The sequence below is a fragment of the Paludisphaera rhizosphaerae genome (genome assembly GCF_011065895.1).
GTDB classification, from domain to species: Bacteria; Planctomycetota; Planctomycetia; order Isosphaerales; family Isosphaeraceae; genus Paludisphaera; species Paludisphaera rhizosphaerae.
Genome location: NZ_JAALCR010000001.1, coordinates 370,383 through 393,590, shown reverse-complemented (window position 1 = coordinate 393,590; position 23,208 = coordinate 370,383). Strand labels below are relative to the sequence as shown.

General features: G+C 67.8%; 37 protein-coding genes, 1 tRNA gene, 1 other RNA gene and 1 pseudogene. 16 read left to right on the top strand and 24 right to left on the bottom strand.

The features are described 5' to 3' along the window. Positions 1-5: 5 nt before the first annotated feature. Positions 6-845, top strand: a complete 840-nt coding sequence (locus G5C50_RS01815; protein WP_165064042.1) for a TrmH family RNA methyltransferase — start codon at positions 6-8, stop codon at positions 843-845. A 90-nt stretch (positions 846-935) separates the two neighbouring features. Next, a complete protein-coding gene (locus G5C50_RS01810) occupies positions 936-2,597 on the top strand; it encodes a SpoIIE family protein phosphatase (protein WP_165064040.1) in 1,662 nt (553 codons plus the stop codon). Positions 2,598-2,614: 17 nt separating this feature from the next. On the opposite strand, the gene G5C50_RS01805 is transcribed toward G5C50_RS01810, so the two are convergent. Next, positions 2,615-3,463: a DUF2934 domain-containing protein gene (locus G5C50_RS01805; RefSeq protein WP_165064038.1), complete on the bottom strand. Its 849-nt coding sequence runs from the start codon at positions 3,461-3,463 to the stop codon at positions 2,615-2,617. 203 nt (positions 3,464-3,666) lie between these two features. Between G5C50_RS01805 and ssrA the strand changes: the two genes are divergently transcribed. Together ssrA and G5C50_RS32485 are read left to right on the top strand one after the other, a co-directional pair. Beyond that, positions 3,667-4,033, top strand: a transfer-messenger RNA (tmRNA) gene (gene ssrA, locus G5C50_RS01800). A 201-nt stretch (positions 4,034-4,234) separates the two neighbouring features. Beyond that, positions 4,235-4,417: a hypothetical protein gene (locus tag G5C50_RS32485; protein ID WP_240906908.1), complete on the top strand. Its 183-nt coding sequence runs from the start codon at positions 4,235-4,237 to the stop codon at positions 4,415-4,417. On the opposite strand, the pseudogene G5C50_RS33130 reads toward G5C50_RS32485, so the two are convergent. The 18 genes and pseudogenes from G5C50_RS33130 to G5C50_RS01710 all read right to left on the bottom strand — a co-directional run. Then, positions 4,327-5,040 (bottom strand): annotated as a pseudogene (locus tag G5C50_RS33130) (tyrosine-type recombinase/integrase); the annotation flags it as partial. The gene G5C50_RS32485 and the pseudogene G5C50_RS33130 overlap by 91 nt on opposite strands. A 366-nt stretch (positions 5,041-5,406) precedes the next feature. Continuing rightward, entirely contained in the window at positions 5,407-5,664 is a 258-nt protein-coding gene (locus G5C50_RS01790; RefSeq protein WP_165064036.1) for a hypothetical protein, read from the bottom strand. Beyond that, positions 5,661-6,047 carry a hypothetical protein gene (locus tag G5C50_RS01785; RefSeq protein WP_165064034.1) on the bottom strand — a complete coding sequence of 129 codons (387 nt, stop codon included), beginning with the start codon at positions 6,045-6,047 and terminating at the stop codon, positions 5,661-5,663. The genes G5C50_RS01790 and G5C50_RS01785 overlap by 4 nt, the downstream gene beginning before the upstream one ends. Then, positions 6,044-6,655: an ASCH domain-containing protein gene (locus G5C50_RS01780; protein ID WP_165064032.1), complete on the bottom strand. Its 612-nt coding sequence runs from the start codon at positions 6,653-6,655 to the stop codon at positions 6,044-6,046. The genes G5C50_RS01785 and G5C50_RS01780 overlap by 4 nt, the downstream gene beginning before the upstream one ends. Next, entirely contained in the window at positions 6,652-6,921 is a 270-nt protein-coding gene (locus G5C50_RS01775) for a hypothetical protein (RefSeq protein WP_165064030.1), read from the bottom strand. The genes G5C50_RS01780 and G5C50_RS01775 overlap by 4 nt, the downstream gene beginning before the upstream one ends. Positions 6,922-7,067: 146 nt before the next feature. After that, positions 7,068-7,262, bottom strand: a complete 195-nt coding sequence (locus G5C50_RS01770) for a helix-turn-helix transcriptional regulator (RefSeq protein ID WP_165064028.1) — start codon at positions 7,260-7,262, stop codon at positions 7,068-7,070. Next, positions 7,235-7,723, bottom strand: coding sequence for a hypothetical protein (locus G5C50_RS01765; RefSeq protein WP_165064026.1), 489 nt, complete (start codon positions 7,721-7,723; stop codon positions 7,235-7,237). The genes G5C50_RS01770 and G5C50_RS01765 overlap by 28 nt, the downstream gene beginning before the upstream one ends. Further along, positions 7,717-7,914, bottom strand: a complete 198-nt coding sequence (locus G5C50_RS01760) for a hypothetical protein (RefSeq protein ID WP_165064024.1) — start codon at positions 7,912-7,914, stop codon at positions 7,717-7,719. The genes G5C50_RS01765 and G5C50_RS01760 overlap by 7 nt, the downstream gene beginning before the upstream one ends. Beyond that, positions 7,871-8,050, bottom strand: a complete 180-nt coding sequence (locus G5C50_RS01755; RefSeq protein ID WP_165064022.1) for a hypothetical protein — start codon at positions 8,048-8,050, stop codon at positions 7,871-7,873. Before G5C50_RS01755 ends, G5C50_RS01760 begins: the two co-directional genes overlap by 44 nt. Before the next feature lie 3 nt (positions 8,051-8,053). Continuing rightward, on the bottom strand, positions 8,054-8,536 hold the full coding sequence (locus tag G5C50_RS01750; RefSeq protein ID WP_165064020.1) for a pentapeptide repeat-containing protein: 483 nt from the start codon (positions 8,534-8,536) through the stop codon (positions 8,054-8,056). Positions 8,537-8,596: 60 nt separating this feature from the next. Then, the gene (locus G5C50_RS01745) at positions 8,597-8,797 is read right to left on the bottom strand and encodes a hypothetical protein (protein ID WP_165064018.1); all 201 of its coding nucleotides are present in this window, start codon (positions 8,795-8,797) and stop codon (positions 8,597-8,599) included. A gap of 3 nt (positions 8,798-8,800) precedes the next feature. Further along, the gene (locus tag G5C50_RS01740) at positions 8,801-8,968 is read right to left on the bottom strand and encodes a hypothetical protein (protein ID WP_165064017.1); all 168 of its coding nucleotides are present in this window, start codon (positions 8,966-8,968) and stop codon (positions 8,801-8,803) included. Continuing rightward, positions 8,947-9,192: a hypothetical protein gene (locus G5C50_RS01735; RefSeq protein ID WP_165064015.1), complete on the bottom strand. Its 246-nt coding sequence runs from the start codon at positions 9,190-9,192 to the stop codon at positions 8,947-8,949. Before G5C50_RS01735 ends, G5C50_RS01740 begins: the two co-directional genes overlap by 22 nt. Before the next feature lie 57 nt (positions 9,193-9,249). Beyond that, on the bottom strand, positions 9,250-9,642 hold the full coding sequence (locus tag G5C50_RS01730) for a hypothetical protein (RefSeq protein ID WP_165064013.1): 393 nt from the start codon (positions 9,640-9,642) through the stop codon (positions 9,250-9,252). Between the two features lie 91 nt (positions 9,643-9,733). Continuing rightward, positions 9,734-10,315, bottom strand: coding sequence for a hypothetical protein (locus G5C50_RS01725; protein ID WP_165064011.1), 582 nt, complete (start codon positions 10,313-10,315; stop codon positions 9,734-9,736). 92 nt (positions 10,316-10,407) lie between these two features. Then, a complete protein-coding gene (locus G5C50_RS01720) occupies positions 10,408-11,571 on the bottom strand; it encodes a type IV secretory system conjugative DNA transfer family protein (protein WP_240906925.1) in 1,164 nt (387 codons plus the stop codon). A gap of 30 nt (positions 11,572-11,601) precedes the next feature. Continuing rightward, complete coding sequence (locus G5C50_RS01715; RefSeq protein ID WP_165064007.1) at positions 11,602-11,907, bottom strand: hypothetical protein; 306 nt, start codon at positions 11,905-11,907, stop codon at positions 11,602-11,604. 109 nt (positions 11,908-12,016) lie between these two features. Then, the gene (locus G5C50_RS01710) at positions 12,017-12,877 is read right to left on the bottom strand and encodes a ParB/RepB/Spo0J family partition protein (protein WP_165064005.1); all 861 of its coding nucleotides are present in this window, start codon (positions 12,875-12,877) and stop codon (positions 12,017-12,019) included. A gap of 579 nt (positions 12,878-13,456) precedes the next feature. Here G5C50_RS01710 and G5C50_RS01705 point away from each other — a divergent pair. The 9 genes from G5C50_RS01705 (at position 13,457) to G5C50_RS01665 (ending at position 16,792) form a co-directional block, all read left to right on the top strand. Next, positions 13,457-13,678: a hypothetical protein gene (locus G5C50_RS01705; RefSeq protein ID WP_165064004.1), complete on the top strand. Its 222-nt coding sequence runs from the start codon at positions 13,457-13,459 to the stop codon at positions 13,676-13,678. 104 nt (positions 13,679-13,782) lie between these two features. Beyond that, complete coding sequence (locus G5C50_RS01700; RefSeq protein ID WP_165064002.1) at positions 13,783-14,061, top strand: hypothetical protein; 279 nt, start codon at positions 13,783-13,785, stop codon at positions 14,059-14,061. Next, entirely contained in the window at positions 14,058-14,849 is a 792-nt protein-coding gene (locus G5C50_RS01695) for a TRM11 family methyltransferase (protein WP_165064000.1), read from the top strand. The genes G5C50_RS01700 and G5C50_RS01695 overlap by 4 nt, the downstream gene beginning before the upstream one ends. A gap of 28 nt (positions 14,850-14,877) precedes the next feature. After that, complete coding sequence (locus tag G5C50_RS01690) at positions 14,878-15,048, top strand: hypothetical protein (protein ID WP_165063999.1); 171 nt, start codon at positions 14,878-14,880, stop codon at positions 15,046-15,048. 2 nt (positions 15,049-15,050) lie between these two features. Further along, positions 15,051-15,398, top strand: coding sequence for a hypothetical protein (locus tag G5C50_RS01685; protein WP_165063997.1), 348 nt, complete (start codon positions 15,051-15,053; stop codon positions 15,396-15,398). Further along, complete coding sequence (locus G5C50_RS01680; protein ID WP_165063995.1) at positions 15,395-15,778, top strand: hypothetical protein; 384 nt, start codon at positions 15,395-15,397, stop codon at positions 15,776-15,778. Before G5C50_RS01685 ends, G5C50_RS01680 begins: the two co-directional genes overlap by 4 nt. 47 nt (positions 15,779-15,825) lie before the next feature. Beyond that, the gene (locus tag G5C50_RS01675; RefSeq protein ID WP_165063993.1) at positions 15,826-16,005 is read left to right on the top strand and encodes a hypothetical protein; all 180 of its coding nucleotides are present in this window, start codon (positions 15,826-15,828) and stop codon (positions 16,003-16,005) included. Positions 16,006-16,233: 228 nt separating this feature from the next. Next, positions 16,234-16,306 (top strand) — tRNA-Ile (locus G5C50_RS01670). Positions 16,307-16,327: 21 nt separating this feature from the next. Then, positions 16,328-16,792, top strand: a complete 465-nt coding sequence (locus tag G5C50_RS01665) for a hypothetical protein (RefSeq protein ID WP_165063991.1) — start codon at positions 16,328-16,330, stop codon at positions 16,790-16,792. A 90-nt stretch (positions 16,793-16,882) separates the two neighbouring features. On the opposite strand, the gene G5C50_RS01660 is transcribed toward G5C50_RS01665, so the two are convergent. Next, a complete protein-coding gene (locus G5C50_RS01660; RefSeq protein WP_165063990.1) occupies positions 16,883-17,182 on the bottom strand; it encodes a hypothetical protein in 300 nt (99 codons plus the stop codon). Between the two features lie 195 nt (positions 17,183-17,377). On the opposite strand from G5C50_RS01660, the gene G5C50_RS01655 reads away from it, so the two are divergent. The 3 genes from G5C50_RS01655 to G5C50_RS01645 all read left to right on the top strand — a co-directional run bounded on the left by G5C50_RS01655 (position 17,378) and on the right by G5C50_RS01645 (position 18,843). After that, positions 17,378-18,178 (top strand): DUF932 domain-containing protein, encoded by an 801-nt coding sequence (locus G5C50_RS01655; protein ID WP_165063988.1) that lies wholly within the window; start codon positions 17,378-17,380, stop codon positions 18,176-18,178. A gap of 99 nt (positions 18,179-18,277) precedes the next feature. Then, on the top strand, positions 18,278-18,523 hold the full coding sequence (locus G5C50_RS01650) for a hypothetical protein (RefSeq protein ID WP_165063986.1): 246 nt from the start codon (positions 18,278-18,280) through the stop codon (positions 18,521-18,523). Between the two features lie 104 nt (positions 18,524-18,627). Next, positions 18,628-18,843, top strand: a complete 216-nt coding sequence (locus tag G5C50_RS01645; RefSeq protein ID WP_165063984.1) for a hypothetical protein — start codon at positions 18,628-18,630, stop codon at positions 18,841-18,843. Between the two features lie 189 nt (positions 18,844-19,032). On the opposite strand, the gene G5C50_RS01640 is transcribed toward G5C50_RS01645, so the two are convergent. The 4 genes from G5C50_RS01640 to G5C50_RS01625 all read right to left on the bottom strand — a co-directional run bounded on the left by G5C50_RS01640 (position 19,033) and on the right by G5C50_RS01625 (position 23,208). After that, positions 19,033-19,443 (bottom strand): hypothetical protein, encoded by a 411-nt coding sequence (locus G5C50_RS01640; RefSeq protein ID WP_165063982.1) that lies wholly within the window; start codon positions 19,441-19,443, stop codon positions 19,033-19,035. After that, positions 19,440-22,175: a MobF family relaxase gene (gene mobF / locus G5C50_RS01635; protein WP_165063980.1), complete on the bottom strand. Its 2,736-nt coding sequence runs from the start codon at positions 22,173-22,175 to the stop codon at positions 19,440-19,442. The genes G5C50_RS01640 and mobF overlap by 4 nt, the downstream gene beginning before the upstream one ends. Positions 22,176-22,298: 123 nt before the next feature. Further along, positions 22,299-22,490, bottom strand: coding sequence for a hypothetical protein (locus G5C50_RS01630; protein ID WP_206107553.1), 192 nt, complete (start codon positions 22,488-22,490; stop codon positions 22,299-22,301). 85 nt (positions 22,491-22,575) lie between these two features. After that, positions 22,576-23,208 carry a hypothetical protein gene (locus tag G5C50_RS01625; RefSeq protein WP_165063977.1) on the bottom strand — a complete coding sequence of 211 codons (633 nt, stop codon included), beginning with the start codon at positions 23,206-23,208 and terminating at the stop codon, positions 22,576-22,578.

Sequence of the window (23,208 nt, the reverse complement as noted above, 5' to 3'; positions counted from 1 at the left end):
GGGCCATGACGACCATCCCGATCGACGACCTGAACGACCCCCGGCTGGCGGTCTACCGCTCGCTGAAGGCGACGAACACGACCCGCGACCTGAACCATTTCATCGTCGAGGGCGAGCGCCTCGTCGATCGGTTGATCGCCAGTCGGTATCCGACGGACTCTGTCCTGCTCACCGACCGGCATCTCGACCGTCTTCAGACGACCGTTCCCGAGGACGTCCCCCTTTACGTCGTGCCTTTCGAGAAGGTCCACGATCTCGTCGGCTTCCCGTTTCATCGCGGAGCGCTGGCCTGCGGTCGGCGACTCCCTGCGCCAAGTTGGCGGGAATTGTGGGGGACCGCTTCCGGGACGCTCCGATTCGTGGTCTGCCCCCAGATCAGCAACCCCGAAAACCTGGGCTCGATCGCCCGCCTGTGCGACGCCTTCGACGTGGACGGGATCCTGGCGGGGCCCTCCTGTCCGGATCCGCTTTCGCGGCGGGTATTAAGGGTTTCGATGGGCTCGGCCTTGCGTTTGCCAGTCGTGGTCGCCGATGATCTACTCAGCATGGCCGCGGACATGGAAAACACTCTTGGCGTCGAGTTTTTCGCGGCCGTCGCCGGAGAAGCGACGCCTTTTGAAGAGGTCTCGCTCCCTCCACGGCTGGGTCTGGTCCTGGGCGACGAGGACCGGGGCGTTGATCCCGCCTGGGTCGCACGATGCAGACGATCGATCACCATCCCGATGCCGGGACGAGCGAGTTCGCTGAACGTATCGACCGCCGCGGCGATTCTGATCTATCGTTTCGCGAGTCGAGCCGAACCGCCGCCCCGAACGCAGGCGTCGATCGGCCTCGGTGGAACGTAAGATTCGGGTCCAGTTGCGTTCCCTTCTCCTAGCGGGCGGCCCTGTCCAAGGCGGGGCCGGCCGGACGCTTCCCCTCGGAGCCGGCAGCCCATGCCCCAGGACCCGATCTCGACTCCGGTGCTTCAGGTACTCAACGGCGCGACCGCCGGCCGACTCTTCAAGGTGACCGCCGACCTGACGGTGATCGGGCGCAGTCTGGATTGCGACCTGGTTCTCGACCCCAAGACCGTCTCACGCCGCCACGCCGAGATCGCCCGCCGTCGCGACGAGTACTGGATTCGCGACCTGGAGAGCACCCGCGGGACCTTCCTCGACGGCCAGCGCGTCACCCGTCCCACCTCGCTCTGGAACGAGGCCCGGATCCAACTGGGCGAGGTCTCCCTCAAGTTCCTCAGTCGGGCCGTGCTCGTTCAGGACGGCGACGAGGACCAGTCGACGGTTTTCAAGGCCGTCGATCTGCCGGCGCACGACGATCAGGAAGCTCCGATCGCCCGCCCCGAAGAGAAGTTGCGAGCCCTTCAAAAGATCAGCCGTGAGTTCGGCGGCGAATTGGTCCTCGACGCCCTCCTCGGGCGGGTGCTCGATTCGCTCTTCGACATCTTCCCCCAGGCGTCCGGCGGTTTCGTCCTGCTCGAAAACGCAGCCCGCGAGTTGCTCCCGGAGGCGGTGAAGTCCCGCACCGGCAAGGGGGAGAGCGTGGTCGTCAGCAAGACGATCCTCGACCGTGTCATGAAAGGCTCTCAGGCCATCCTGAGCAAGGATACGCGCGAGGAGATGGGCGAGGTCCGCAGCCTCGCCGAGGGACGCGTCCGCTCGCTGATGTGCGTGCCGATCCTCGACTCTCAGCGACGGCCGGTGGGGGTCGTCCAGATCCACGCCGACGAGGGCCGAGGCCGATTCAGCGAGGACGACCTCGACCTTCTCGCCTCCGTGGCCAGCCAGATCAGCGTGGCCGTTCAGAACGCTCGGATGCACCGCGACCTGCTGCAGCAGCGTGAGTTCGAGCGTGAGCTCCAGTTCGCCCGGCAGGTCATGCAGGCTCTCTTGCCCGAGCGGCCGCGATCGGTCCCGGGCTATGAGTTTTGGGACTGCTACGAGCCTGCGCGCCACGTCGGCGGCGACTACTACGGCTTCATTCCCATGTTCAGCTCGGAAGCGGCGCGCAAGGAGCCGCCCCGGCGATGGGCGATCGCCGTGGGCGACGTTGTGGGCAAGGGCCTCCCCGCCGCGCTGCTGACCGCCCGGCTCTCGGCCGAGATCAGCCTCTTCCTTCAGGATGCGAGGGACCCGGCCGAGGTCGTCACGAAGCTGAACCGCCGGCTGACCGAGAACGGCGTGCTCGACATGTTCATCACCTTCTTGCTGGTGATGCTGGACGTCGAGGCCCACACTCTCCACGTCGTCAACGCCGGCCACCCCGCGCCGTTGATCCGCCGTCGCGACGGGACCGTGGAGGAAGTCGGCCGAGATACGTCGGGGCTCCCCCTGGCGATCGCCGGCGATTCGGTTTACGAGGCCTGCCAGAGTCACCTGGAGCCCGGGGAGTTCGTCATCCTCTACACGGACGGCGTCCCCGACGCAATGAACGGAGCGAACACTCGCTACAGCGATGCGAGGTTCCGCGAGTTGCTCTCGCAACCTCACGCCTCGCCTCGGGAGGCGGGAGAGGCCGTCGCCCACGACGTCCGAGGCCACGCCGCGGGATGCGCCCCGTTCGACGACGTCACCCTTGTCGCCTTCGGTCGAGTTTGACGTCAAGCCGCAGGGCTTCAGGCGAAGAGCCGCATTCCGCGACGGCGGGGCCGCTCGCTCATCTCCAGCGGAATTCGTCGCGATCTCGCGGACAGCGCCTCACCTCCGAAACCCGTTGTAAATGAGCGGGGGGGGAGCTGGTGGGCCGATCCTTCGTGATCCTGATCCCGCGCGCAAAGCGGCAGGGCGATCTCGACGACGTCTCGCCCCCAGATCAGAGCGAAAACGGAGTAGGGCAGGGGAACGTCGGGATCCGTTCGCCTTGAGAGCGACACCCAGGGCGTCGCGTGTGCGAAGCGCGTCCGATAGACGAGACACCCCGTCCCGGCGAAGAGCGCGCCGTCGAAATCATGGTCGGGGTTGCCGACCCATTCGACGGTGTCCTCGAAGTGCTGAAGCTCTCGGGCCGGCATGATCGCCAGAGCCGTTCGGGCCAACGCCTTGAACGCACCGACGGGAATCGACGAGGGCCCTTCCCAGAGGTCTCGAGCCTGATGGACCGATCGCCAGAAGCCGGCGAAGTCGCGATCGATCGAGTCGACGAACTGGGCGTGGCACTCGTCGCAGATTTCCGCGCAGCGGAGCGATGTCTCGCCGAGCGTCGCCGGGGTGATCGGGCGGGCGGCGGAGAACTTCGTACGGGGCTCGGCCCGTTCGCAGAATCGACAGCTCGGCCGGGTCCGCGACCCGACGATGATCGGCTCATACGAGGCCAGCGGATACTCCGCGGCCGGCCGATAGTTGAGTTGAAAGGTCAGGTCCATTTCGGCGGCGACCCAGTCGTCCTGGTCGCTCCCGTGGGCCCATCCCCGACGTTCCCAGCGCTCGTAAGCGGCGCGCTGGATCTGATCCCAGGTAGGCAGCATCGCGCGATCCCTCGACAGTCGACGCGTATCCGTACGTTCTCGATGGCCCCAGCCAGGCGGCGACACCGACCGGAGCCGCATCATAAACCTGGGAGTCGCTCAGAGAAAGAGCGATCCTTATTGACCTGGGCGACGTAGAACCCATAATTGTGGTGACCAGGCGGTTGGATCGGTCGATCGACCGCCTGAACCACGATTCCCAAGGGGGCGAACCAGGATCGACCGGATGTCCGACGTGAACGGTGGCGTGCCGAGGTTGGTCAGCAGGCCTCGTAAAAAGCCGACTAAAACTTAACTGCCAACAACACTGTTGGTCTCCGTCTCGCTGCCTGAAAACAGCGACCGGCCCTGCGACGGGTCTTCTCCCGAGAGATCCGGCCAGGGACGCCAATTCGGGATCGCCTGAGCCAAACCGCTTGTTGAGGCCCGGGCTAGACTCATGACGAGCTAAGCCGAAGGGGATCTTGCCGATCAGAGCCCCGACGCCGACAACCAATTGATCGGCTACGCACGTAGAGGCCCTCGCCGAAGCTTCTCGGGACGCGGGTGCAATTCCCGCCGCCTCCACTACTTACGTCGATTGCCTCCTGGCGACAACCGACGACAGCAGACGACGAAACCCCTGAGAAATCAGGGGTTTTTTCGTTTCCCGGCTTGTCGCCCTCCGACGGGTCGGTGCCACCCGGCGACGCCTCGCGACGGGAGACGCCGCCCGAAACCCGACGCATTTCCGACAGTTCAACGGATGCGTATGCGTCCGGGGCGGCCAGGTTGCCCAGCGCCGCCGCCCGGTCCTCCAGGCCGATGTGGGTGTACTTCGCCGTCTGGCGGATGTCGGCGTGGCGGGCCAGCTCCTTCGCCTCCATGATCGACGCGCCCGACCGGACCAGCCCCGTGATGTGCGAGTGCCGCCCGGCGGCGTGGAAGTCGGCCAGGCCCTCGTGCGTCTCGTAGGGGATGCCCGCCCGCTCCAGGTCCTTCTGGACCATCGTGTAGGTCTTCTTGCGGGCCAGGCCGGGGAACAGCGGCGCGTCCGGGTCCATGCCGGCCGTCCACTCCCTCACCCATGCGACCAGATCCGGGTGCATCGGCAGCACGTCCTTGCGCCGGTGCTTGGAGCAGGCGGCCTCGACCGTCAGGGTGGGCTGGGCGTCGTCGAGCTTGAACGAGCGGGGGGTGAGGCTGGCCAGCTCCAGCCGCCGCAGGCCGGTCAGGAAGCTGGTCAGGTAGACGCGGGCCCGCAGCTCGCCGGGGTAGCCCTGCACCTCCTTGCCGGATTCCCGTGCCGCCCGGACCAGGCGCGACACCTCGTCGCGCGTGAGCGCCCGCCGCTTGTGGCGCACGTCGGTCTCGGCGTTGAGCCGGTCGATCCCGGCGACCGGGTTCGACGACAGCCGCTTGGAGGCGACCAGCCACTTGCCGAATTCGTCGACCGCCTGTAGGTAGTGGTTGTACGTCCGGGCCCCCAGGTCTTCGGCACGGCGGATTTCCTTGAGCGCCTCCTCGACCTCCTCCGCCTCCAGCTCGCCGATCGTCGCCGCGCCGGAGGCCTCGACCAGGCGGCGCACCCGCGTCATCGTCAGCCGCCGGTGCTTGGGGGTGGTGTCGTCGAGCGAGCGCTCGAAGGCCGCCAGATGGTCGGCGATCGGCGACTGCTTGACCGCCAGCAGCCGCTCCTGCGCCGGGTCGATCATCCCCCGCTTGCGGAGCATGACCTCGTTCTCCAGCTTGGCCGCCAGCTGCTCGGTCAGGCCCTTGTCGGTGAAGCCCTTGGCGTAGGCCCGCCTCCCCTCGTGGTCGAGGTACTCGATCATCCAGGGCCGGTTCTTCTTCCCCTTGTCCGACGACCGCTTGTAGATCGAGGCCATTTCGGCGGCTCCAATGGGATGGTGGCGATCGGTTCAGTGTACCGGCGGTAGGCAAAGCGCGCCAGATGGCGTCTTCTACACGGGCAGCACTTTCTTGCCCTGCTTCGAGAACAGATTCTTGCCGGCTTGCTTGATGAGCCGAGCCTTTATGTCCTTAGCGCACGCGGAATAAGCGAACTCTCCGTGATCGTCGTGATGGCCCATAAGAAGCTTCTCCAGCCAGTCCAGCGGGATCGCTTCACAGAAGGCCGTCGCGCCGGCGTCCATCGCTATCGGAACGGTGATCTCCACCGCCGTCTTAGCTGCGATCTCGCTGATCTTTTCGATGCTCATGCCGCCTCGCTTTCCGGCCAGTGGAACGGCCTGCCGTCGCGGCGGACGATCTCCACCCCGTCGTAATGCCGGAGGTCGGAGATGCAGACGGCGCAGACGTGCCGCATGAGTTCGCCGTCCGGGATGACCTGGAAGATCACGCCGCCGGCGAGGACGTGGTCGCCCACGCGAGGCTCCAGCAGGTGCAGGCTTGCTGAGTGGACGAAGAAGCGGCTGGTCGGCGTCAACTTGACCTCGCCCTTCATGATCCGATCCCAGTCCATCGCCACCACAGTTTCCAACTCCCGGCAGCCGGGAAACTGCAGCTGGAACCGCATCTCGAAACCGGCCTGCATCGTGTAGGCGTGATACCACATTCGGTAGAAATGGCGCTTCTCGCTCATGCCGCCCTCCCGGCCAGGAAGGCGTCGACGTTCATGCGGTGGACGTTGAATTCCAGCACCCACACCCAGGGGTTCGCGTCCCACGAACCCTCGCCGTAGAGGAAATCCCAGAGCATCGTGAAGGCGGGCCGGATTTCGTCGGGAGCGAGCGGCGTGTCGTAAAGTCCGGACCAAGCTCCTTCGGCGATCGCATCCGCCTCGCTGATCTCCTGCAGCCGCTCGACGCGGACGCCGGTGATTTCCAGCGTCAGTCGGCTGTACTCGCGGGGCATGTCGATCGCGGACTCCCACCGGCCCGCCCACTCCGGCGGGAACCAGGTAGCGTCGGATAGATAGCCCGGGCCTTCGCGATTGGGCTGCGGCACCCAAGCTTCGCGAACCCAGAGCAGGTCGCCGTCCTGGCCGTAGGGGGCCCTCTTCGCTAGCGAATGGCCCGGCATCACTGGGACGCGGCTTATTCCCTCACTCCAGGCGGCCCCGTGCAGCCTCCAGAACTTGTCGGGAAGAAGAACGGGCTGCGGCTCGATGATCCGCCGCGTTTGCGTCTTGCGGCCTTCGAGCAGGGCGCGGACCATGGGCGCGGTGAACGGGATCGGGAGGGCCTTCATTGGGCACCCCCGGCCAGCTCTGAGTGGACCGCCCTGATGTTTTCGAGCGCCGGCCTCATGTCGATCGCATTCCCCGAGCGGATCGTCGTCTCCGCCCACTCGATGGCCCCGCGGAGCTTGAATAAGGCGAAGCCGCGGTGGTCTTTCAGGATCGCCTGACAGCGATCGATTTCCTTCGATAGTTCGTGGGAGAGGGTTAACGCCCCGCGGCGTTCCGGCGCCTCGTCCTCGAATGCGTCGTCTCCGATATTGTTGTTTGATTTCATGATCAACCTCGGTCCATCCGTTCGGTGCTGCGGACGCCGGGGGTTTGCTGACGCCGAGGCGCCCGCAGCACGGAAGGGATGGCTTGTGAGATTGGATACGACGTCAGCATTCGCCGAGGCTGGCACGGATCGATCGTTCGCGCAAGTCATTTTTCCGCCGGGCATCCCCGGTCGATCCAGCCCCGGATTTCCTCGGCCCGCCAGCGGGTCGACCGGCCGACGCGCATCGGCTTCGGCACCTTGCCGGCCGAGAGCAGCCGCCAGAGCGTGCGCTCGGAGACGTCCAGCCAGCGGGCGAACTCCTCGGCGTCGATCAGAAGTCTTCGTTCAGCAGCTTCCACGGCCCTCCCCCCATCGCCAGCGCGGCCGCCGTCAGGCTCGCGCGGAACTGGCTGCGCGACGAGCAGTGGCAGATGTCGTCCCGGCGGACCAGGGCGACGGTGTAATAGCCTTCCTCGGACCGCGCGGCGCGGTATTCGTAGCCGGCGGCCTCCGCCGCCTCGCGCAGCCCGGCGAGGCGCTCCAGGTCGACGCGGTGCTCCAGCTCGCCGACCGGCCGCGGGCCGAGGTCGGACGACGAGATCCAGCCCCGCCCGGCCGCGATCCGCGTCAGCTCCGCGTCGGAGTGCAGGGCCAGCATCGCCCGCGCCAGCAGGCGCCGGGCGCGGCGGCCGGACAGGCGGTTCCAGGCCCACGCCAGGGCGGCGGACGCGGCGAAGACCGCGCCGACGGCGGCCGCCGTGAAGGCCAGGCCGATCGGCCAGCCCCTCGACCCGATCTCCAGCAAGAAGTCTCTCAGCACGTTCGATCCTCCTTCTTTCGGGACGCGAGCGCCTCAAGGCCCTCGCGGATGATGGAATAGAACTCCCGGTCGGCGTCGCCCCACTCCTCCTCGCGCAGGCAGGCCTGCACGACTCGGCGGCAGCGGCGGGCCATCCGGATCGACGCCTCATGGACGGCCGGGTCGGCCGGCCGGTTGTGAAGCGGGTGCATCGCGGATCAGCTCCAAAATCTTGAAGGTGGCGAAGCCCACGAGCAGCGCCTTGGGCTCGCCGCCCTGCAGGCGGTTCACCAGCTCGATCGCGAGCCTGAGCGCGGCGTCGTACTGCGGCGATTCGGACTCGGTCATGGTTCACCCCTGGGTCGGGCCCTTCTGGCGGCGGCCGTCCTGGCGCGCCGGCGGCGGGACGTGCGCCCGGCGGCGGTCCAGCTCCGGGTTGCCCTCGCGTCCGGCCGCCTGCGCCGGCGCGCCCTCGTCGGGCTTCTGCGCGGCGGACGCGGCGGTCAGGTTCGTGTACTGCAGGTTGGCGCCCCGGAGGTTGGTCCCCTCCACGAGGGCGCCGTGCATCTGCGCGTTGGTGAAGTCCGCCAGCTCGCAGTTGGCCCGGCTCAGGTCCGCGCCCCGGAGGTCGGCGTTGCGGAGCTTGGCCCCGCTCAGGTCCGCGTGGCGGAGGTCGGCCGCCCGCATGTCGGCGAACTGCAGGTCCGCGCCGGCGAGGTTGGCGTAGCGCAGGTCCGCCGCCCGGAGGTCGGCCTTCGCCCCCTCCCGCGTCGACGGGTTCCGCAGCCATTCGCTGTGGCCCTGCAGCGTCTTGGCGAGGTGTTTCTCGGTCATGTTCGGCCTCCTTGGAGGGTTGCCGGGCGGCGGGGAGTCGCCGCCCGGCGCGGGCCTCGGTCACTTCTTGATCGCCGCCTTGCCGACGAAGAAGGCGGCCTTGCCGAGCGCCCCCAGCCCCTTGCGGGTGGCGGCGCAGCGACGCTCCTCCAAGTCCATCAATTTGTCGAGCACGGGGTGCTTGTCGCGAAGCGTACCGAGCCAGGCCCAGAGGACCGTGGACGTCAAAAGCAGCAGGCCGATCGCTCCCAGGAGTTCCATGGTTCACTTCCCTTTCTTGGCGAGGCGCTTGAGGGCCTCGGCCGCCTTGGCGGCGTTTTCGGGGTCGGAGAAATGCGCCTCGACCTTCTCCCCGCACTTGGCGGCGAAGATCGAGATCGCGACGGCGGTCGCTACGATCAGGAAGAGGATCAGCTGGCCGAACGCTTGCATGTCGACTCTCCCGGAGCCTGGGCCCCTCGCCCCCTCAGGCCGAGCCGGACGCCGAGCCCGACGCAGGCCCGCTCCACGCGCGGCTCGACGTGTCGCTTCAGCCAGGGGGCCGCGTGGCGGTCGAACAATTGATCGAGCTGGAGGAAGAGGAGCAGGAGGGCGAGCGTCCGATAGCCGAACCCCTCCGCGATCCACGCGTCGACCTGGTAGAGCAGCTGGATCATGGGTCGCTCCATTTGGAAGGGCGCGGGCGGCGACGCGCCGCCCGCGCGGTTTTTTGGTTACTGCCGGAGGCCCTGCCGCTGCCGCTGGGCCTGGTCCTGCTGGGGCGGCTTCACGTAGGCCTGCCGCTGCTCCAGCCCCTTGGTCGACTGCGCCTGGGCCTCGGTCTCCTGGGCCTGGATCCCGGCCTCGGCCTGCTGGGGCGCCGCCTGCTGCTGGGCCTGCGCCTCCTGTTCCTGCGCCTGATTCTGCGTCTGCATCGGTTCCATCTCCGGATTCGGCCTGACGTGCCCGTAGGCCACGTAGGCGTTCCCGGTGTAGAGCGCGGCGGCCAGTTCCGCCGCGCCGTGGCCCGCGCGAACGTAGAGTTCGCCGAGCGTGTCGTAGACCCCGCGCACGATCGCGGAGGCCCGCTTCCTCTCGCCGCCGTCGGCGGCCCGCGGTTTCACCATTGCGCGACCCTCTCTCAAGTGGTAATGTGTGGATCGCAGAGGACGAATGCATTGGACAGCTCGCCCCGCCGGAGACGGCGGGGCTCTTTTTTCACCCCCACCTCCGATCGCGGGCCATCCCCGCCTCGATCCGCGCGTCGGCGACCGCCTCGTCGCGGGCGCGCTGCGCGTCGATCGCCATCGCCGTCTCGGCCGTCAGGCAGGCCCCGCCCGCCATCAGGAAGCAGCCGAGCGGTTCCGTGAGCTGCAGGACGGCGCCGCCCGCGAGCAGCAGGAGGATGGGCTCCACCTTGTGCTTGGCGGTCCGCTCGTCGAACCAGCGTGTGAGGAGATAGGGCGTGCCGTTGTAGCTCGAATGCACGCCGGGCAGCGGCCGGGACCGCCGCCGCAGGCACTGCAGGCCGCGCACGGCCGTCATGCCCAGGAACAGGTAATAAATCGCGAACATCGGGCGGGGATCGGCGTCCGGCCACATGCCCGTCCAGAGCACGGTCGCGATCAGCGAGATCAGCACCGGGCCGCCCTTGAAATAGCGCGAGCCGTGCGAGTGGTGGAGGATCACCTGGAACGGCGTGGTCATCGCGAAGACGGCCAGCAGGAACAGGCCGGCCGAGAACCGAAAGCTCTCGGCGAGGCCGAAGCCCTCGTGCTCCTTGTAACCTTGGTCTTGCATGGATTCCTCCGGGGCCGGCGCGCACGGGGGGCGCCCGGCGCGCTCGGCGTCGTCTGGATGGAACGGGGTCGAGGGGCGGGGTCAGGCGGCGGTCAGACGTCCCACTGGGGCATCTTGACCAGCAGGTAATGCAGGCCGTTGCTGAAGGTGCGGCCGCCCGAGAACAGGACGGCCTCGGCGTAGCCGTGGGCGCCGCCGGTGCGGAGCCGGGCGAACTCGGCGGGCTCGACGGCGGCCCGCCGCTCCTCGCGCCAGTTCAGGTTCTGTCGCTGGTCCTTCTCCCTGCCGAACAGGGCGAAGGGGTCGTAGTCCCAGTCCTGCCCGCCGCCGGTCGCCACGTCGTACGCCTCCCCGGCCATGAAGCTGGCCAGCTCCGCGGTGGGCTTGTCGTCGACGGAGAAGAACCACTTGTTGCGGAAGTTGCCGACCAGAGAGTTCACCTCGTCCGGGTCGCCGAACGTCCGCAGGAGGTTCGACACGTTCTGGGTCATCGCCAGCATGGCGACCCGGCTGGACCGGGCGACGCAGGCGAACTGCTGGTCGTTGCCGCTCATCAGCTCCTGGCACTCGTCCATGACGAGTAGGCAGGGGCGATCGGGCCGGACGCGGCGCTGGGCCGCCTTCTGGATCGCGTACTTGATCAGCACCTGGGCCATCGACGACGCGAACCCGTACTTGTGGGTCGGCATGTCGATCAGCAGCCAGTCGCCCTTCTCGAACGCGTCCTCGGGCCTCCAGGTCGTCGTCGTGCAGAACAGCTCGCGGAGCGGGCTGCGGCTGAACGGGTCGAGCACGCTGGTGATCGTGGCGCGGACGCTGGAGCCGGTCTCGCCGGCCAGCGACGCGTACTCCCCGAAGAAGAAGCCCCGCGCCTGCTCGTAGTCCTTGCGCTTCTCCTCGGGCAGGCCCCGCGCCCGGTCGTCGGCCGCCTGGAAGTAGTAGGCGCTGCGGGACTCGTCGCGCCACTTCCGGTCGTCGGCCTGGTCCGGCGTCTGGGGGGCGCCGGTGATCACGTCGAGGATCGCGGAGAGCGACATGCGCTCGCCGCTCGCGGACACCACGTCCACCGCCGAGGCGACCGTCCGGCGGGAATAGCGGTTGAAGAATTGGTTCCCCTTGTCGCCCTTTCCCCCCCGCTTGTCCGCCAGGTCGACGATCTCCATGATCGCGTCGGTCACCGACGACGAGTCGCCGCCGCCCGAGGCGTGGAGGTATTCGACGAAGTTGAACCGCTCCGGGCGGCCGGGCCCGAGCACGCGCAAGCCTTCCGGCTCCTGGTCCACGTCTCATTTCTCTTTCGCCCCCCGGTAAAGCCTGCGGTAGTAGTCGGGGTCGTCCACCTTCACGGTGAAGAAGACGCCCCCCCAGCCGTCCTGGATCGACGCGTCGATCAGGCCGGCCATGCACGACGTCTTGCCCGCCCCGGTCCGCCCGAAGGCGAGCGTGTTCTCCAGCAGCTCGCGCTGGGTGAGCGCGTCCCATCTGGAGACCCGGAACAGGGGATGGTCCTGGGCCCACCGGTCGGGGGGCCTTCCCCGGCGGAAGAGCCACGTCAGGAAGAGCAGCCGCATGACGCGGCAGAGGACTTTCACGACCTCGCTCCCTTCTCCAGGACGGCCGGCCCTCGGCGAGGGCCCGCGTGCTTCGGCGACCGCCGCGAGACGCGCGGCGGCCTTGATTCGGATCGGGCGCCCGCACGGGTCACGCCCCCTTCAGGAGGGCGGCCAGCTCTTCGAGCGAGCCGGCGTTCTTGAGCTTGCGCCGCAGCGAGTCCAGGGCCTGCTGCAGGCCCTCCAGCGACTCGGCGGTGAAGGTGGCGCCCGCCAGCTTCAGGGTGACCCGTCCGCCCTTCGGCCTGCGGGCCTGCTTGCCGACGACGGCGTGGACGTGGGCCTTGCAGGCGTCGACCGTCATCCGCCCCTCGGCGATGGCGCGGGCCAGTTCGATCTGCATCTCGCCGTTGGTGCGGGCCAGGTAATAGAGGCCCATCTGCGGGATGAGCCCCTGGTCGACCAGCTCCCTCACGGGCGGCTCGACCACGAAATAGGCCTGGATGAAGCTCGTCTTCGAGCGATTCAGCGACAGGCTGGCCCCGATTTCCGCCTGGGTCGCGTCCGGCCTCAGCTCCGCCTGATGCTGGAACGCCTTCGCCAGCTCGGAGAGCGTGAGCCCCTCCTTCGTCTCGTTCGCCGAGACCTGCTTGGCGTGGATGTCCGCGGGTTCGGTCGCGTCGATGATCATCGCGGGGACGGCTTCCAGCGCCAGCTCGTTCGCGGCCATGAGCCGGCGATGCCCCTCGATCACGACGTATTTCTTGAGCGCGGGGTCCCAGCGGACCAGGAGCGGCTGGAGGATGGAATGGCGGCGGATGCTCTCGACCAGCGCGGCCAGCGGCTCCGGGCCGATGGACAGCCTGGGCTGGGCGGGGTCGTAGATGATCTCCCGCGTCGGGATCAGCTCCGCCCATGACTTCGACGGGGACGCGGAATCGGCCGAGGGGCCGGGTCGGGCGCGGTCCTCCTCGGGCTCCATCGCCGGGCTCGTCTCGTTGCGCACCGTCATCGGCTCCTCCTTCCGGGGATTCATCGGGGGTCGCGGGTCGGGTCAGCTTAGCGCTCAGGTATGTTCCGGGGCAGGTGAGATTTTTTTGGCGCGCCATCTATTGCGCGGAGATGGCAAATGCGCCGCGATCGCCTCTCCTCCGCGACCTTCCTTGCTCTCCGCATGTGCCGCGCGAAGGCTAATATTCGAAAAGTCGCGCCGGAGATGGCGTTTTGCCCGACGTCGCGCACTGAATCGGCCGCAATCCCATGACCTCAAGCCGGTTAACGGCGGTGCTCCAGAAGCGCTGTTGCGAACCACCTTCTCCTCGTCTGCGACGATCGGGCCGCCGGGCCTGCCCTCCGGTCGCGGATTCCGGTCGAGTTCCACGTCTTCTCCCCCGTCTTCATGAACCCGCCATCGGGCCTGAACGGGGACGCTGAATCCGTCGCCTCGCCCCGCAACCTGCCAAGCCGGCTTCCGCCGCGCGGACCCTCCGGCTTTCGGTTGCCCGGTGCGCTGCGCCGAGGCTGGACGGATTCGGGCGCTTTTCCCATCAGGCCCCGATTGGCGGGGCCTCATACAGATAGGAGAAGTCACATGGAACAACGCAACGCGGACGCCGCCGACGTGGGGGTCAAGAACCGCAGGCCGACCTTCATCGCCTACCAGGTCCGGGACGGCAACGACCAGGCCAGCTACTGGGACCGCGTGGGCGTGGCCTGGAGCAACCGGGACGGCGGCTACACCGTGCAGCTGCACAGCATCCCGCTCTCGGGCCGGATCGTCCTCAGCCGACCCAAGGCCCGCGACGAGGCCTGACCACCATCGGGCGGGCCGGAGCGCCCGCCCTCCATCCTCACAGCGAAAGGAATCGCAAGATGAAGATCATCGACTTAATCAACGCATGCGAAAGGAATCGCACCATGAAGATCACCGTCCTCAACATTGCCTACCACCGCAACGGCATCGCCGGCATGCCCTTCCACGCCGTCGTCTTCCGGGACGCCGGGGAGGAGGCCAGCGTGAAGATCGGCGTCCTCTTCGAGCATTCGCATCACTGCGCCGTCCTGGACATCGCCAAGCTGGCCGACTGCGACGTGGAATTCGGCTCCAACTCCTGGCGGGGCGACGTCTACGAGCCGCATCTGCGCAAGGCCGCCGCGAAGTTCGAGAAAGCCCGCGCGGAAGGAGTCGCACAATGACCGGCATCGCATCGATCAATCCCTTCTACGCCGCCCGGCTGCAACCAAGGCTGAAGCGTTCGCACGTCGATCATGTCGGTGAGCCCGCCAGGATGCCCCGACCGGCCGACCGCGACCCGACCCGCTGGGCGAGGCTCCCGGCGGCGCCGATCAACGGCAGCCCGGTCCCGGGCCTGACGAGCCTGTACCACTCGGCCGAGGCCGGGGACTACGGCGACCGGGGATACCCGGGCAACTGCGGCGGCAACCTGATCCGCGACCTGATCCGGTATTTCCGGGCGAAGTCGGTCTTCGACCCGATGACCGGCAGCGGCACCTGCCGCGACGTCTGCCGCGAGCTGGACGTCTACTGCTGGTCGAGCGACCTGCACCAGGGCGTCGACGCCTGCGAGCCGTGCGACCGGCCCGCGGGCGCGTTCGACGTCGCCTGGATCCACCCGCCGTACTGGCGGATGAAGCTCTACACCAGCGACCCGAGGGACCTCTCCCGCACGCCGACGATGGAAGCCTTCCTCCAACGATATCGGCTGCTGATCGCCAACTGCGCCGGGGCGATCCACCCCGGCGGGAAGGTGATCGTCCTCATGGGCGACTACAGCGACCGCGAGGCCGGGTACGTCCCGCTGGTGTATCACACGAAAGAGCTGGCCTTCTCGCTGGGCCTGAAGCAGCATTGCACCGACGTCATCCGCTTCAGCCACGGCAACAGCAGCTCGAAGAAGGTGTACCGATCGAGCTTCATCCCGGGCCTGCACGACGTCTGCATGATCTTCGAGAAAGCCGACTGACCGAATCAATCAACCTATGGAGAAAACCATGAAGCACTACCGCATATCCATCGACGTCGACATCAAGGCGACGGACCGCGAACACGCCGAAAGCCGCGCGAATCTGCTCTACGAAGACATCTGGCTCTGTCGCCCCGGCTGGATCGAAGAAGTCCTGCCGAACGGCATCGAAGAACGCATCACGCTGAAAGGAGAATGACCATGCGCAAATACAACCTCAACCATTCGAAAAGCCCCTGGGCGTACGAGATTTCCGGCAACTGCGACAGCGTGTTCTCGGTGACGAACGCCAGCGGCGATCAGATCGCGGAGGTGGAACGCTGGAACGAATCCGGCGTGGAAGCCGAGCTTGAGGCGGAGGCGAACGCCCGACTGTTCGCGGCGGCTCCCGATCTTCTCAATGCCCTTGAAGCCGGACGCTCTCGCAAATGGGTCCACAACGCGGCGATCACCCAGGATATCGAGGCGCTGCGGCGCATCGCGCTGGAGCATGCCGATTGGTGGAACATCATAGCCATGCCATTGATTGAACGATTGAAAGGGGAATGACCATGACCAAATACAACGTCCACATCTTCCGCGAACTGCGTCTGTACTATCCCGGAATCGAGGCGGAGAGCCACGAGGCCGCCGCCGAAGCGGCGTCCAAGCTGACCCTCGACGAGGCGCAAGACATCCACGAATGCGACGGTTCGGACTTCGGCGCGCTCGTCGACGTCCCCGGCGACGACCTGTTCATCTACACCAGGGCGATCGACTTCGAGCCCGGCCGGATGCTCGATGCCGCCGCCAGCCTGCTCGAAGCCCTGGATTACCTGCTGGAACAGACGGTCGATCAGGACCTGAAGCACGGCATCACCCTGACCGAAGGCGAAGCGGAGGCGCGGGCCAAGGCCCTCGCGGCCATCGCCAAGGCCAGGGCCGCATGATTCAACTCGGGCGGGCTGCGGCCCGCCCCAACTTTTGGGATATCGATATGCCGAATCACGAGATCGACGAAGACTTCTGGTCCGACCGTTTCCACGTCCTGGCCTTCTGGGCCTACGCGCATCAATCGGCGGCGGAGGGCGGGGTCGCGCCCAGCGTCGAGGGCACGCGCGAGCGGGCCTACCGCTATTTCGAGCGGGACAAGCGCGGCCTCGAACCGGAGGTTTGACATCGCCGCGCGGTTGCGCTATGGGTGGCTTGCGGCGGAGGCGTGGAAAGCAGACACGCTGCAGGCGACTCGCGAAATCTGGTCCCAATTGCCGGGCGATGCAGCGGGTAAGGATGGGTTCCGGCACGGTAAGCCAGATGTAAACCGATTTCTGGATGGTGCGGACCAGATCCGCTGACTAGGGAAAGACCACAGTCGGGGTAGCGTCCGGCCCGCCGCACCAACGAACGCGAGGTAGCTCAAAGGCAGAGCAGCGGCCCAATAAGCCGAAGACGGGCGGTTCGACTCCGACCTCTCGCTCCAAACATCGCAAGGAGGCGACATGCCGCGCAAGAAGAGACACCACCCCGATTTCCCCGCGACCGTCACGACGGCGGGCGACGCGGCCGCGACCGCGATGGAAGGCCTGAGCGACGCCCAGGCCGCCGTCATGCTGGACGAGCACCGCGCGGACGCCGCCGCGCCCCAGCCCGAGCCGACCGTGCAGGAGCCGGGGCCGTCCTCGCCGAAATGGGCCGACCGCTTCAAGCCGATCGCCAGCTACCCGCAGGAAGGCGTCCGCGTGCTGGAGGCGAAGGACCACTCCGCCGCGGGCATCGCCTTCGCCGACGACCAGCCCCCCAGCCGCGACGAGAAGGACGCGATGCAGGCGGAGGGCGTGCGCTACGCCGAGCGAGTCAAGGCCTGGACCGCGCCGGGCACGCCCGAGGGCCGCACCGCCGTGCAGCGGCTGGCGGGGGAGATCGCCGGCGAACGCCGTGATAGCAAGGCGCGGGGCGGCTGGTGACGAACGGCCGCGGCTCGCAGAAATTGCTCGACGACCTGGCGAAGGTCAAGGTCCTGTTCCAGGCCCGCGCGATCATGGCCGCGATGGGGATCAGGCCCGGAGCCGAGACCCCGCCGCCTCCTCAAGCCGCTCCACCAGGCGGTGAAATCCCTCCAGCGTGACGCCGCTCGCGCGCAGCCGCGTCGCGACTTCGATCAGCCTTCGAATCTCCCCGCCCGCGACGACCAGGGCCAGCTCCTCCAGCGCGGGGAGCAGCCGGGCCATGTCGGGCGAGCGGTTGCAGGCCGCGAGCAAGGCGTCGGCAGCCCGCCAGCCCTCCCCGTCGGGCCGCAGCAGGCCCGCGTCCGCGAGCAGGGCGCAAGCCGCCTCATCGATGACTGGAGCCGTCATGTCGAGCCCCCGGGCCGCCGCCTCGTCAAGGTCGCGACGCGCCAGCTTCCGCGCTGCGCTTGTGCAGCCGCCGCTCCTCCCCTGACTTCGCCGCCCATTCTACACGATCCGGCGTCCTCCGCCCCGGCTGCCGGGTGAATGCCCGCCGCATTCACGGCAGTCCGGCCTATTCCTTCAGGACAGGAGACGCTCCCGATGGTCGCAATCCTCAGCCGCGAACAGCTCCAGGCCTCCGCCCCCTCCGTCTTCGCCGCCTCCCCCTGGGAGCGGATGAGCGGGCGCTACCGCATGGTCCCCACCATCGACGTGGTGGACATGCTGGGCGAGCAGGGATTCCGCCCCGTGCGGGCCCTGCAGGGCCGCACTCGCATCCCCGGCAAGGGCGATTTCACCCGCCACCTCATCCGCTTCCGCCACGACGACCACATCGGCCCGCTGGCCGTCGGGCAGGAACTTCCCGAGCTTGTGCTCACCAACAGCCACGACGGCACCGCCGCCTATCAGTTCATGGCGGGCGTCTTCCGGCTGGTGTGCTCGAACGGCCTCACCGTCCAGTCCGCCGACTTCGGCTCGATCAGCATCCGCCATTCGGGCGGGGCCGACTTCCGCGAGCGCGTGATCGACGCGACGTATCAGGTGATCGACCAGGCCCCGCGGAGCATGGCCGCGATCGAGGGATGGAAGGGGATCAGCCTCACCCGCCCGCAGCAGCTGGCGATGGCGTCCGCCGCCCACGAAATCCGCCCCAACGACGCGATCAAGCCCGCGTTCCTGCTCACCGCACGCCGCAACGAGGATTACACCGACGCCGAGGGGAACCGCGACCTCTGGACGACGGCGAACGTCCTGCAGGAGAATCTCGTGCAGGGCGGGTTGCGGGGCCGGGCGAGCACCGGGCGGCGCGTGACCACCCGGCCGATCAAGGGCGTGGCGGAGGATATCCGCACCAACCGGGCGCTCTGGCGCTTGACCGAGGAAATGGCCAAGCTGGCCTGACGATCCGCCGGGCCACGGAGGGCCCGCCGGTTTGTATACATCCGGGAGGCGAATGGATACAAACTTTCAAGTTTGTATCCATCTTGGGGGGGGCGAGCCTTGGAAAACCGCATCGGCCGATTCCTGGGCCGCGACGAGCCTGGGCCGCGCGAGGATCTCGCGCGGCTGCTGATCCGCGTCGCGGAGGCGATCGAGGAACTGCAAGCGCTGCCGCCATGCCGGGTGCGCGGCCACGACTTCGGCGCGGCCGTCGTGCATCGGGAGGGCGTGGAATATCGCCAGGTCCCTTACGCCTGCCCTGACTGCGGGGAAGAGTTGATGGTCTGGAGGCCGATCGCCGGATGAAAAATTATGCAATCAATGCGTAATTATTCGTTGACACTTACGCAAAGATTGCGTAAGTTGTCTTCATGAGGGGCGATAAAGCCCCCGCGAAAAGGATAGAGATGATGAGCACCCTCCAGGACCAAAAAGCTGCCGAACGCCACGCCGCATATGTCGCCGAAATCAAAACCAAACTGGAACGCCTGTTGGCCCATGCCAACGAAGATTGGAGCAACGACCGCACGCATCCGATGGGCTTCATCAACTACGCTTACGAATTGAATATGAAGCTCACCACGATGTGCGATCGCGCATTCAGCGAAGGCGAATGCGCCGCATGACTTCTGAACGCGAGGAATTCGAGGACATCGGGCGGCGGCTGTACGGCAGGTCGCCCGACGGCTGGGGGTGGGAGAGCGAAATGGCCCGGCGGACCGGCTTCCCCCTCCGCACTATCCAATCCTGGGGCAAGAGCGCGCCCATGAACCGGGGCGTGCTCAGCCTGCTGCGCCAGCTGGACGATGTGACGGCTAGGCTTGCGGGTCCATCACCTGAATCCGATAGATGACCGGCTCGCCCTCGGCCGCCGCCAGGTCGTCGGCGGAGCCTTCGCCCTGTTCCTGCAGGAAATCGATACGCTTGCGGCGGAGTCGCTCATAGATGGGGCGGAGGTTGCGGCCGGTGACGAGGATCGTCCGGCCGCTGGTGTACCTGACCGCGAACGAGCCGGTCTCGGGGTGCCATTCCTTCGAATGGATGTAGCCGTATTCCTCCGCCGGCCAGCCGCCGGAGAGCAGGCGATACTCGACGTCTTCGATCGCCGGGCGCACGGAACGGTCGAAGCCGTGCGACTGGTGTCGTTCGATTTCCGGCCCGTCGTCCTGCTCCGCCCGCCCGCGCGGCATGTGCGACTTCCGCCGCTCCAGTTCCTCGGTGCTCATTGCGCATACCCCCTCTGGCGTTCTTCCTCCCGGACGCGACGAATGTCAAGCCGTTCCGATTCGCGCCGCCGCCGGACCGCCCGCAGCCGGAGCCGCCGGGCGCGTTCGGCCAGCTCCTTCGCCCTCGCCTCGCGCGCGGTCGGGGCCATCTCCGACGCGGCGGGCCGAGGCGCGTCCTTCTCCAGCCGCCCGCGCAGCGCCTCCTTGTCCTCCGCGTACACGTCCACGCGCCGGCGGGCGCGGGTCGCGTCCACGTAGAATTCCCGCTTCGAGGCCGCGCCGTAGGACTCGGGACCGATGGCGACGAAGGCGCGCTGCACCGTCTTCGACTGGCTGGCGTGGCTGGTGAGCACGTAGCCGTGCGCGAAGTGGCCGAAGTCCTTCGCCAGGCTGCGGCCGTCGGCCAGGCGGATGCCGCCGGACGGGGTGAAGCCCGCGACCGTGTGCATCGACCCGTTGGTCAGCTGCTTCCCGTCCTCCGTCTTGCCCCGGGCGGTCAGGCGGATGAGGTCGCCGGGCGCGACCTGTATCCGCTCCTCCCGATAGACGGCGAATCGGGGGGCCTGGCCGAGCAGGTCATGCTCAGATTTCCCCGAAATCTGGACGCGTCCGTCCGTCATGTCCAGGACGTGAACGCGTTCGCCCGCCTTGAAGCCCTTGCCGTGCTGGTGGAACTGCGCGACCAGGCCGGGCTTGTAATTGCGCGCGTCCCGCCGCTGGGCCTCGGTCATGTGCAGGGGCTTGAGCCGGACGAATTCGCGGGACTCGCCCAGCCGCCCGCGCCCGTGAAGCTCGGCGCGGATGGATTCCGTCAGCGCCTCGCCCTCGGCGTGCGTCGGCGCGATCACCAGGGCGTCGGCGGACTTGAGCTTGCCCGGCGCGGTGGCGTCGGCGTAATCGGCCGCGAGCGTCGCGTGCCGGGAGTTCGCGTCCAGCTCGTGGACCCAGCCGAGAGAATCCAGCGCGTCGAACGCCGCGCCGACCTTCCCCTCCGCCAGCATCTGGGCCGCCTCGCGATACTCCGCCGTCTGCTGCCGCTTGATGGTCCTGATCTCGGCCGCCTTCACGCCCGCGTAATCCGCCAGCACCTTGAGCGGCGAGCCGCGCTCCACCGGCGCGTGCTGCGCGGAGTCCCCGACCAGCAGGACGCGCGAGCCGGTCCGGTCCGCCGCGTCGAAGAATTTGCGCATCAGCGGCATGCCGACCATGCCCGCCTCGTCGAGCATCCAGACCTTGCCCGCCGCCTCGGCCTGCGCCCGCTCGTCGAGCAGGAAGCCCTGCAGCGTCCGGGCCTCGGGGAAGTCCTCGCCCAGGACGTGCGCCGATTCGCCGGTGGGCGCGAGCGGGACCAGGGCGGAGCCGGATTCCGCCACCGCCGCGGCGATCTCCTTGAGCGTGCGCGTCTTGCCCGATCCGGCCTTGCCCGCGATCACGGTCGCCCGGTCCGCCGAGCGCAGGACGTGCAGGACCGCCGCGCGTTGGCCGTCGTCCAGGTCCCGATCGAGGGTTTCCCGGTCGCCGTCGCCCAGGGGGCGGAGCGTGGCCCGGCCGTCGCGGGCGAAGGCGATCACGGCGCGTTCCTCCGCCAGCGCCGCCCGCGTGGTGACCATCGCCTCGCCGTCGATCTCCTTGCGCAGCAAGTCGGGACGGGCCTCGAACGCGTCGCGCACGCCGGAGGGCGTGACATACCCCAGCCCGTGGCGCAGGGCCTCGGCCAGCACGTCGATCTCGCGGACGACGGAACGACGCTCCAGCAGGTGATCGAGCGCGTGCGCCACGGACTCCTCCGCGTGCGGCCCGTCCAGCTCGATCGCCGGCCCTTCCAGCCGCCGCACCTCCGCCGCGCGGGCCACCGCCTCCAGCTGCGCCAGGTCCTTCGGCGTCGGGCGGGCCAGCCAGACGGCATGCAGCTGGTCCATCGTCAGGTTCTTGGCCTTCTTCTCCCGCGTCTTCCGGCCCAGCCCGGCCTTGCGGTCCGGGTCCGTGACGCCGCGGGCGGTCGCGGTCGTCTCGATCAGGTCGGTGCGGCGGCTGAAGAGGTTTTTCAGGGGCTGGGGCACGCCCGCGACGTCGAAGTATCGATCGCAGACCCGCTCCAGCTCGAAGCCCAGCGACCGGAACGCAACGGCCTGCCGGGCGTGATAGGCCGCCTCGAAATAGGGCGCGTCGGCCTTCAGATCCCGCCGCTGCAGGGCCTTGGGGCGGCCTTCCTCCTGGTCCCAGGTGACGTTGTGGACGAAGACGTGGCGGTGGCGGTTGAAGTCGGGCACTCCGTCCACCGGGCGGGCGGTGAAGTGGTCGAAGCCGGTCCAGAGCATGTTGCCGGTGACCCGCTCCTCGTCGCGCCCGTCGGTGCGCACGCGGGTGCGGGCCGTCGGCTCGACGTCCAGCCGCATCGTGTCGTCGACCGAACTGCAGAACGCCGCCTCGATCCCGGCGTGGCGCAGCAGCGTGCGGATCGCGTCCGCGCCCTTGCCGAGGGTGAACGTCAGGTCCGTGCCCGGCTGGTGGTCGTCCTTCGTCCTCTGAGTCAGTCGCTCGCCTGACACGGGGTGCAGGTTGTCGCAGAGGCGGTCGAACTGCTCCTTCGAGATGCGGCCGGAAAGCCCCATCCGTTCGGCGAGCAATCCCCCCACGCGCCCGGCCAGCTCCTGGCCCTCGGCCAGGTAGTCGGCGGTGGAGTAATACCCCTTCGCGGCGGCGGATGAAGCGCTGTGCGTGGCCCTGATCATGGCGGCATCATAGGGCCGATTTCAGGCAGGTCAAAATCGGAGCAAGTGACGGCAGACGTCGGCCCTAAGCGGGGCTTAGGTTCTTTGGCCGGCGGGTTTTACGTTGAAACTCGTTTCACGGCGTCAGGGCTTGAGGGGCAGGTTGTCGCAACTGAAATCCCACTTGGCGTTTCGCGCAGCTGCGGGCTCGCGCAGGGGCTGGTCGGCGGGGCCGACGAGTTGGTTGAGCAGGCGCTTCACGGTGGACGTTGAAAGGGATAAAACTTCCGCGATCCGCTCGGCGGACAGGTGCTCCTCGTCCCACAGGCGGGACACTTCGGCCTCCCGCCGCGTCATCGCGTAGTGCGATTCGTTCGTGCGGCGGTGTCGCCGAGCGGGTCGTCGTTTAGCGGTCATCGGCCTATTCCTCACGCTTCGTGCTGAGGAGCCGCAGTCGGCTTGCGATCCAAATTTCGAGAAATTCGATGAGCGAGTCGTCGATCCGCCCTCGCACCGTAAGCGTCACGCTCTGGCCGGGCTCGGTCTCCATGTGGACGTGGTAGGGCCCGGGCGTCTCCGGGGTGAGTTTGGAGGTCGCCGTCTCCGATTGCTCGGCGGCGTCGAGGGCTTCTCTGCAGGGATTGCAATAACAATGCAATCCACCCTTCGATGCCGGCGAGGGTTGGAATTCTTCGGATTGTTTTTTACGACGGCACCAACAGCATAGGTGCAGTCGCGACTCATCGACGAAACTCGGCGGTACGGCGGGGAGAGGTTGCCCTCCAACTTCCGTAGCTTCCGTCGCGGACGCCGATGCCTCTACCGCCGTCACGCGCGTCGACTTCGCCCGGCCGGCGGTCATTTTCGCGGAGTGACAGGGCCTGCAGTTCGGCTGGAGTTTGTCGGCGGTGACGCCGCAGCCCGCGAAATCGAGGAGAGGCTTCTGCTCGCCGCAGGTCTTGCAACGCTTGAGCGGCGGTTGGTCGATCAAGTCGGCGGCCAGCGGACTCTCGGTCGGTTGCTGAGGTTTTCCGGGCGTGAGTTGGATGGGCAT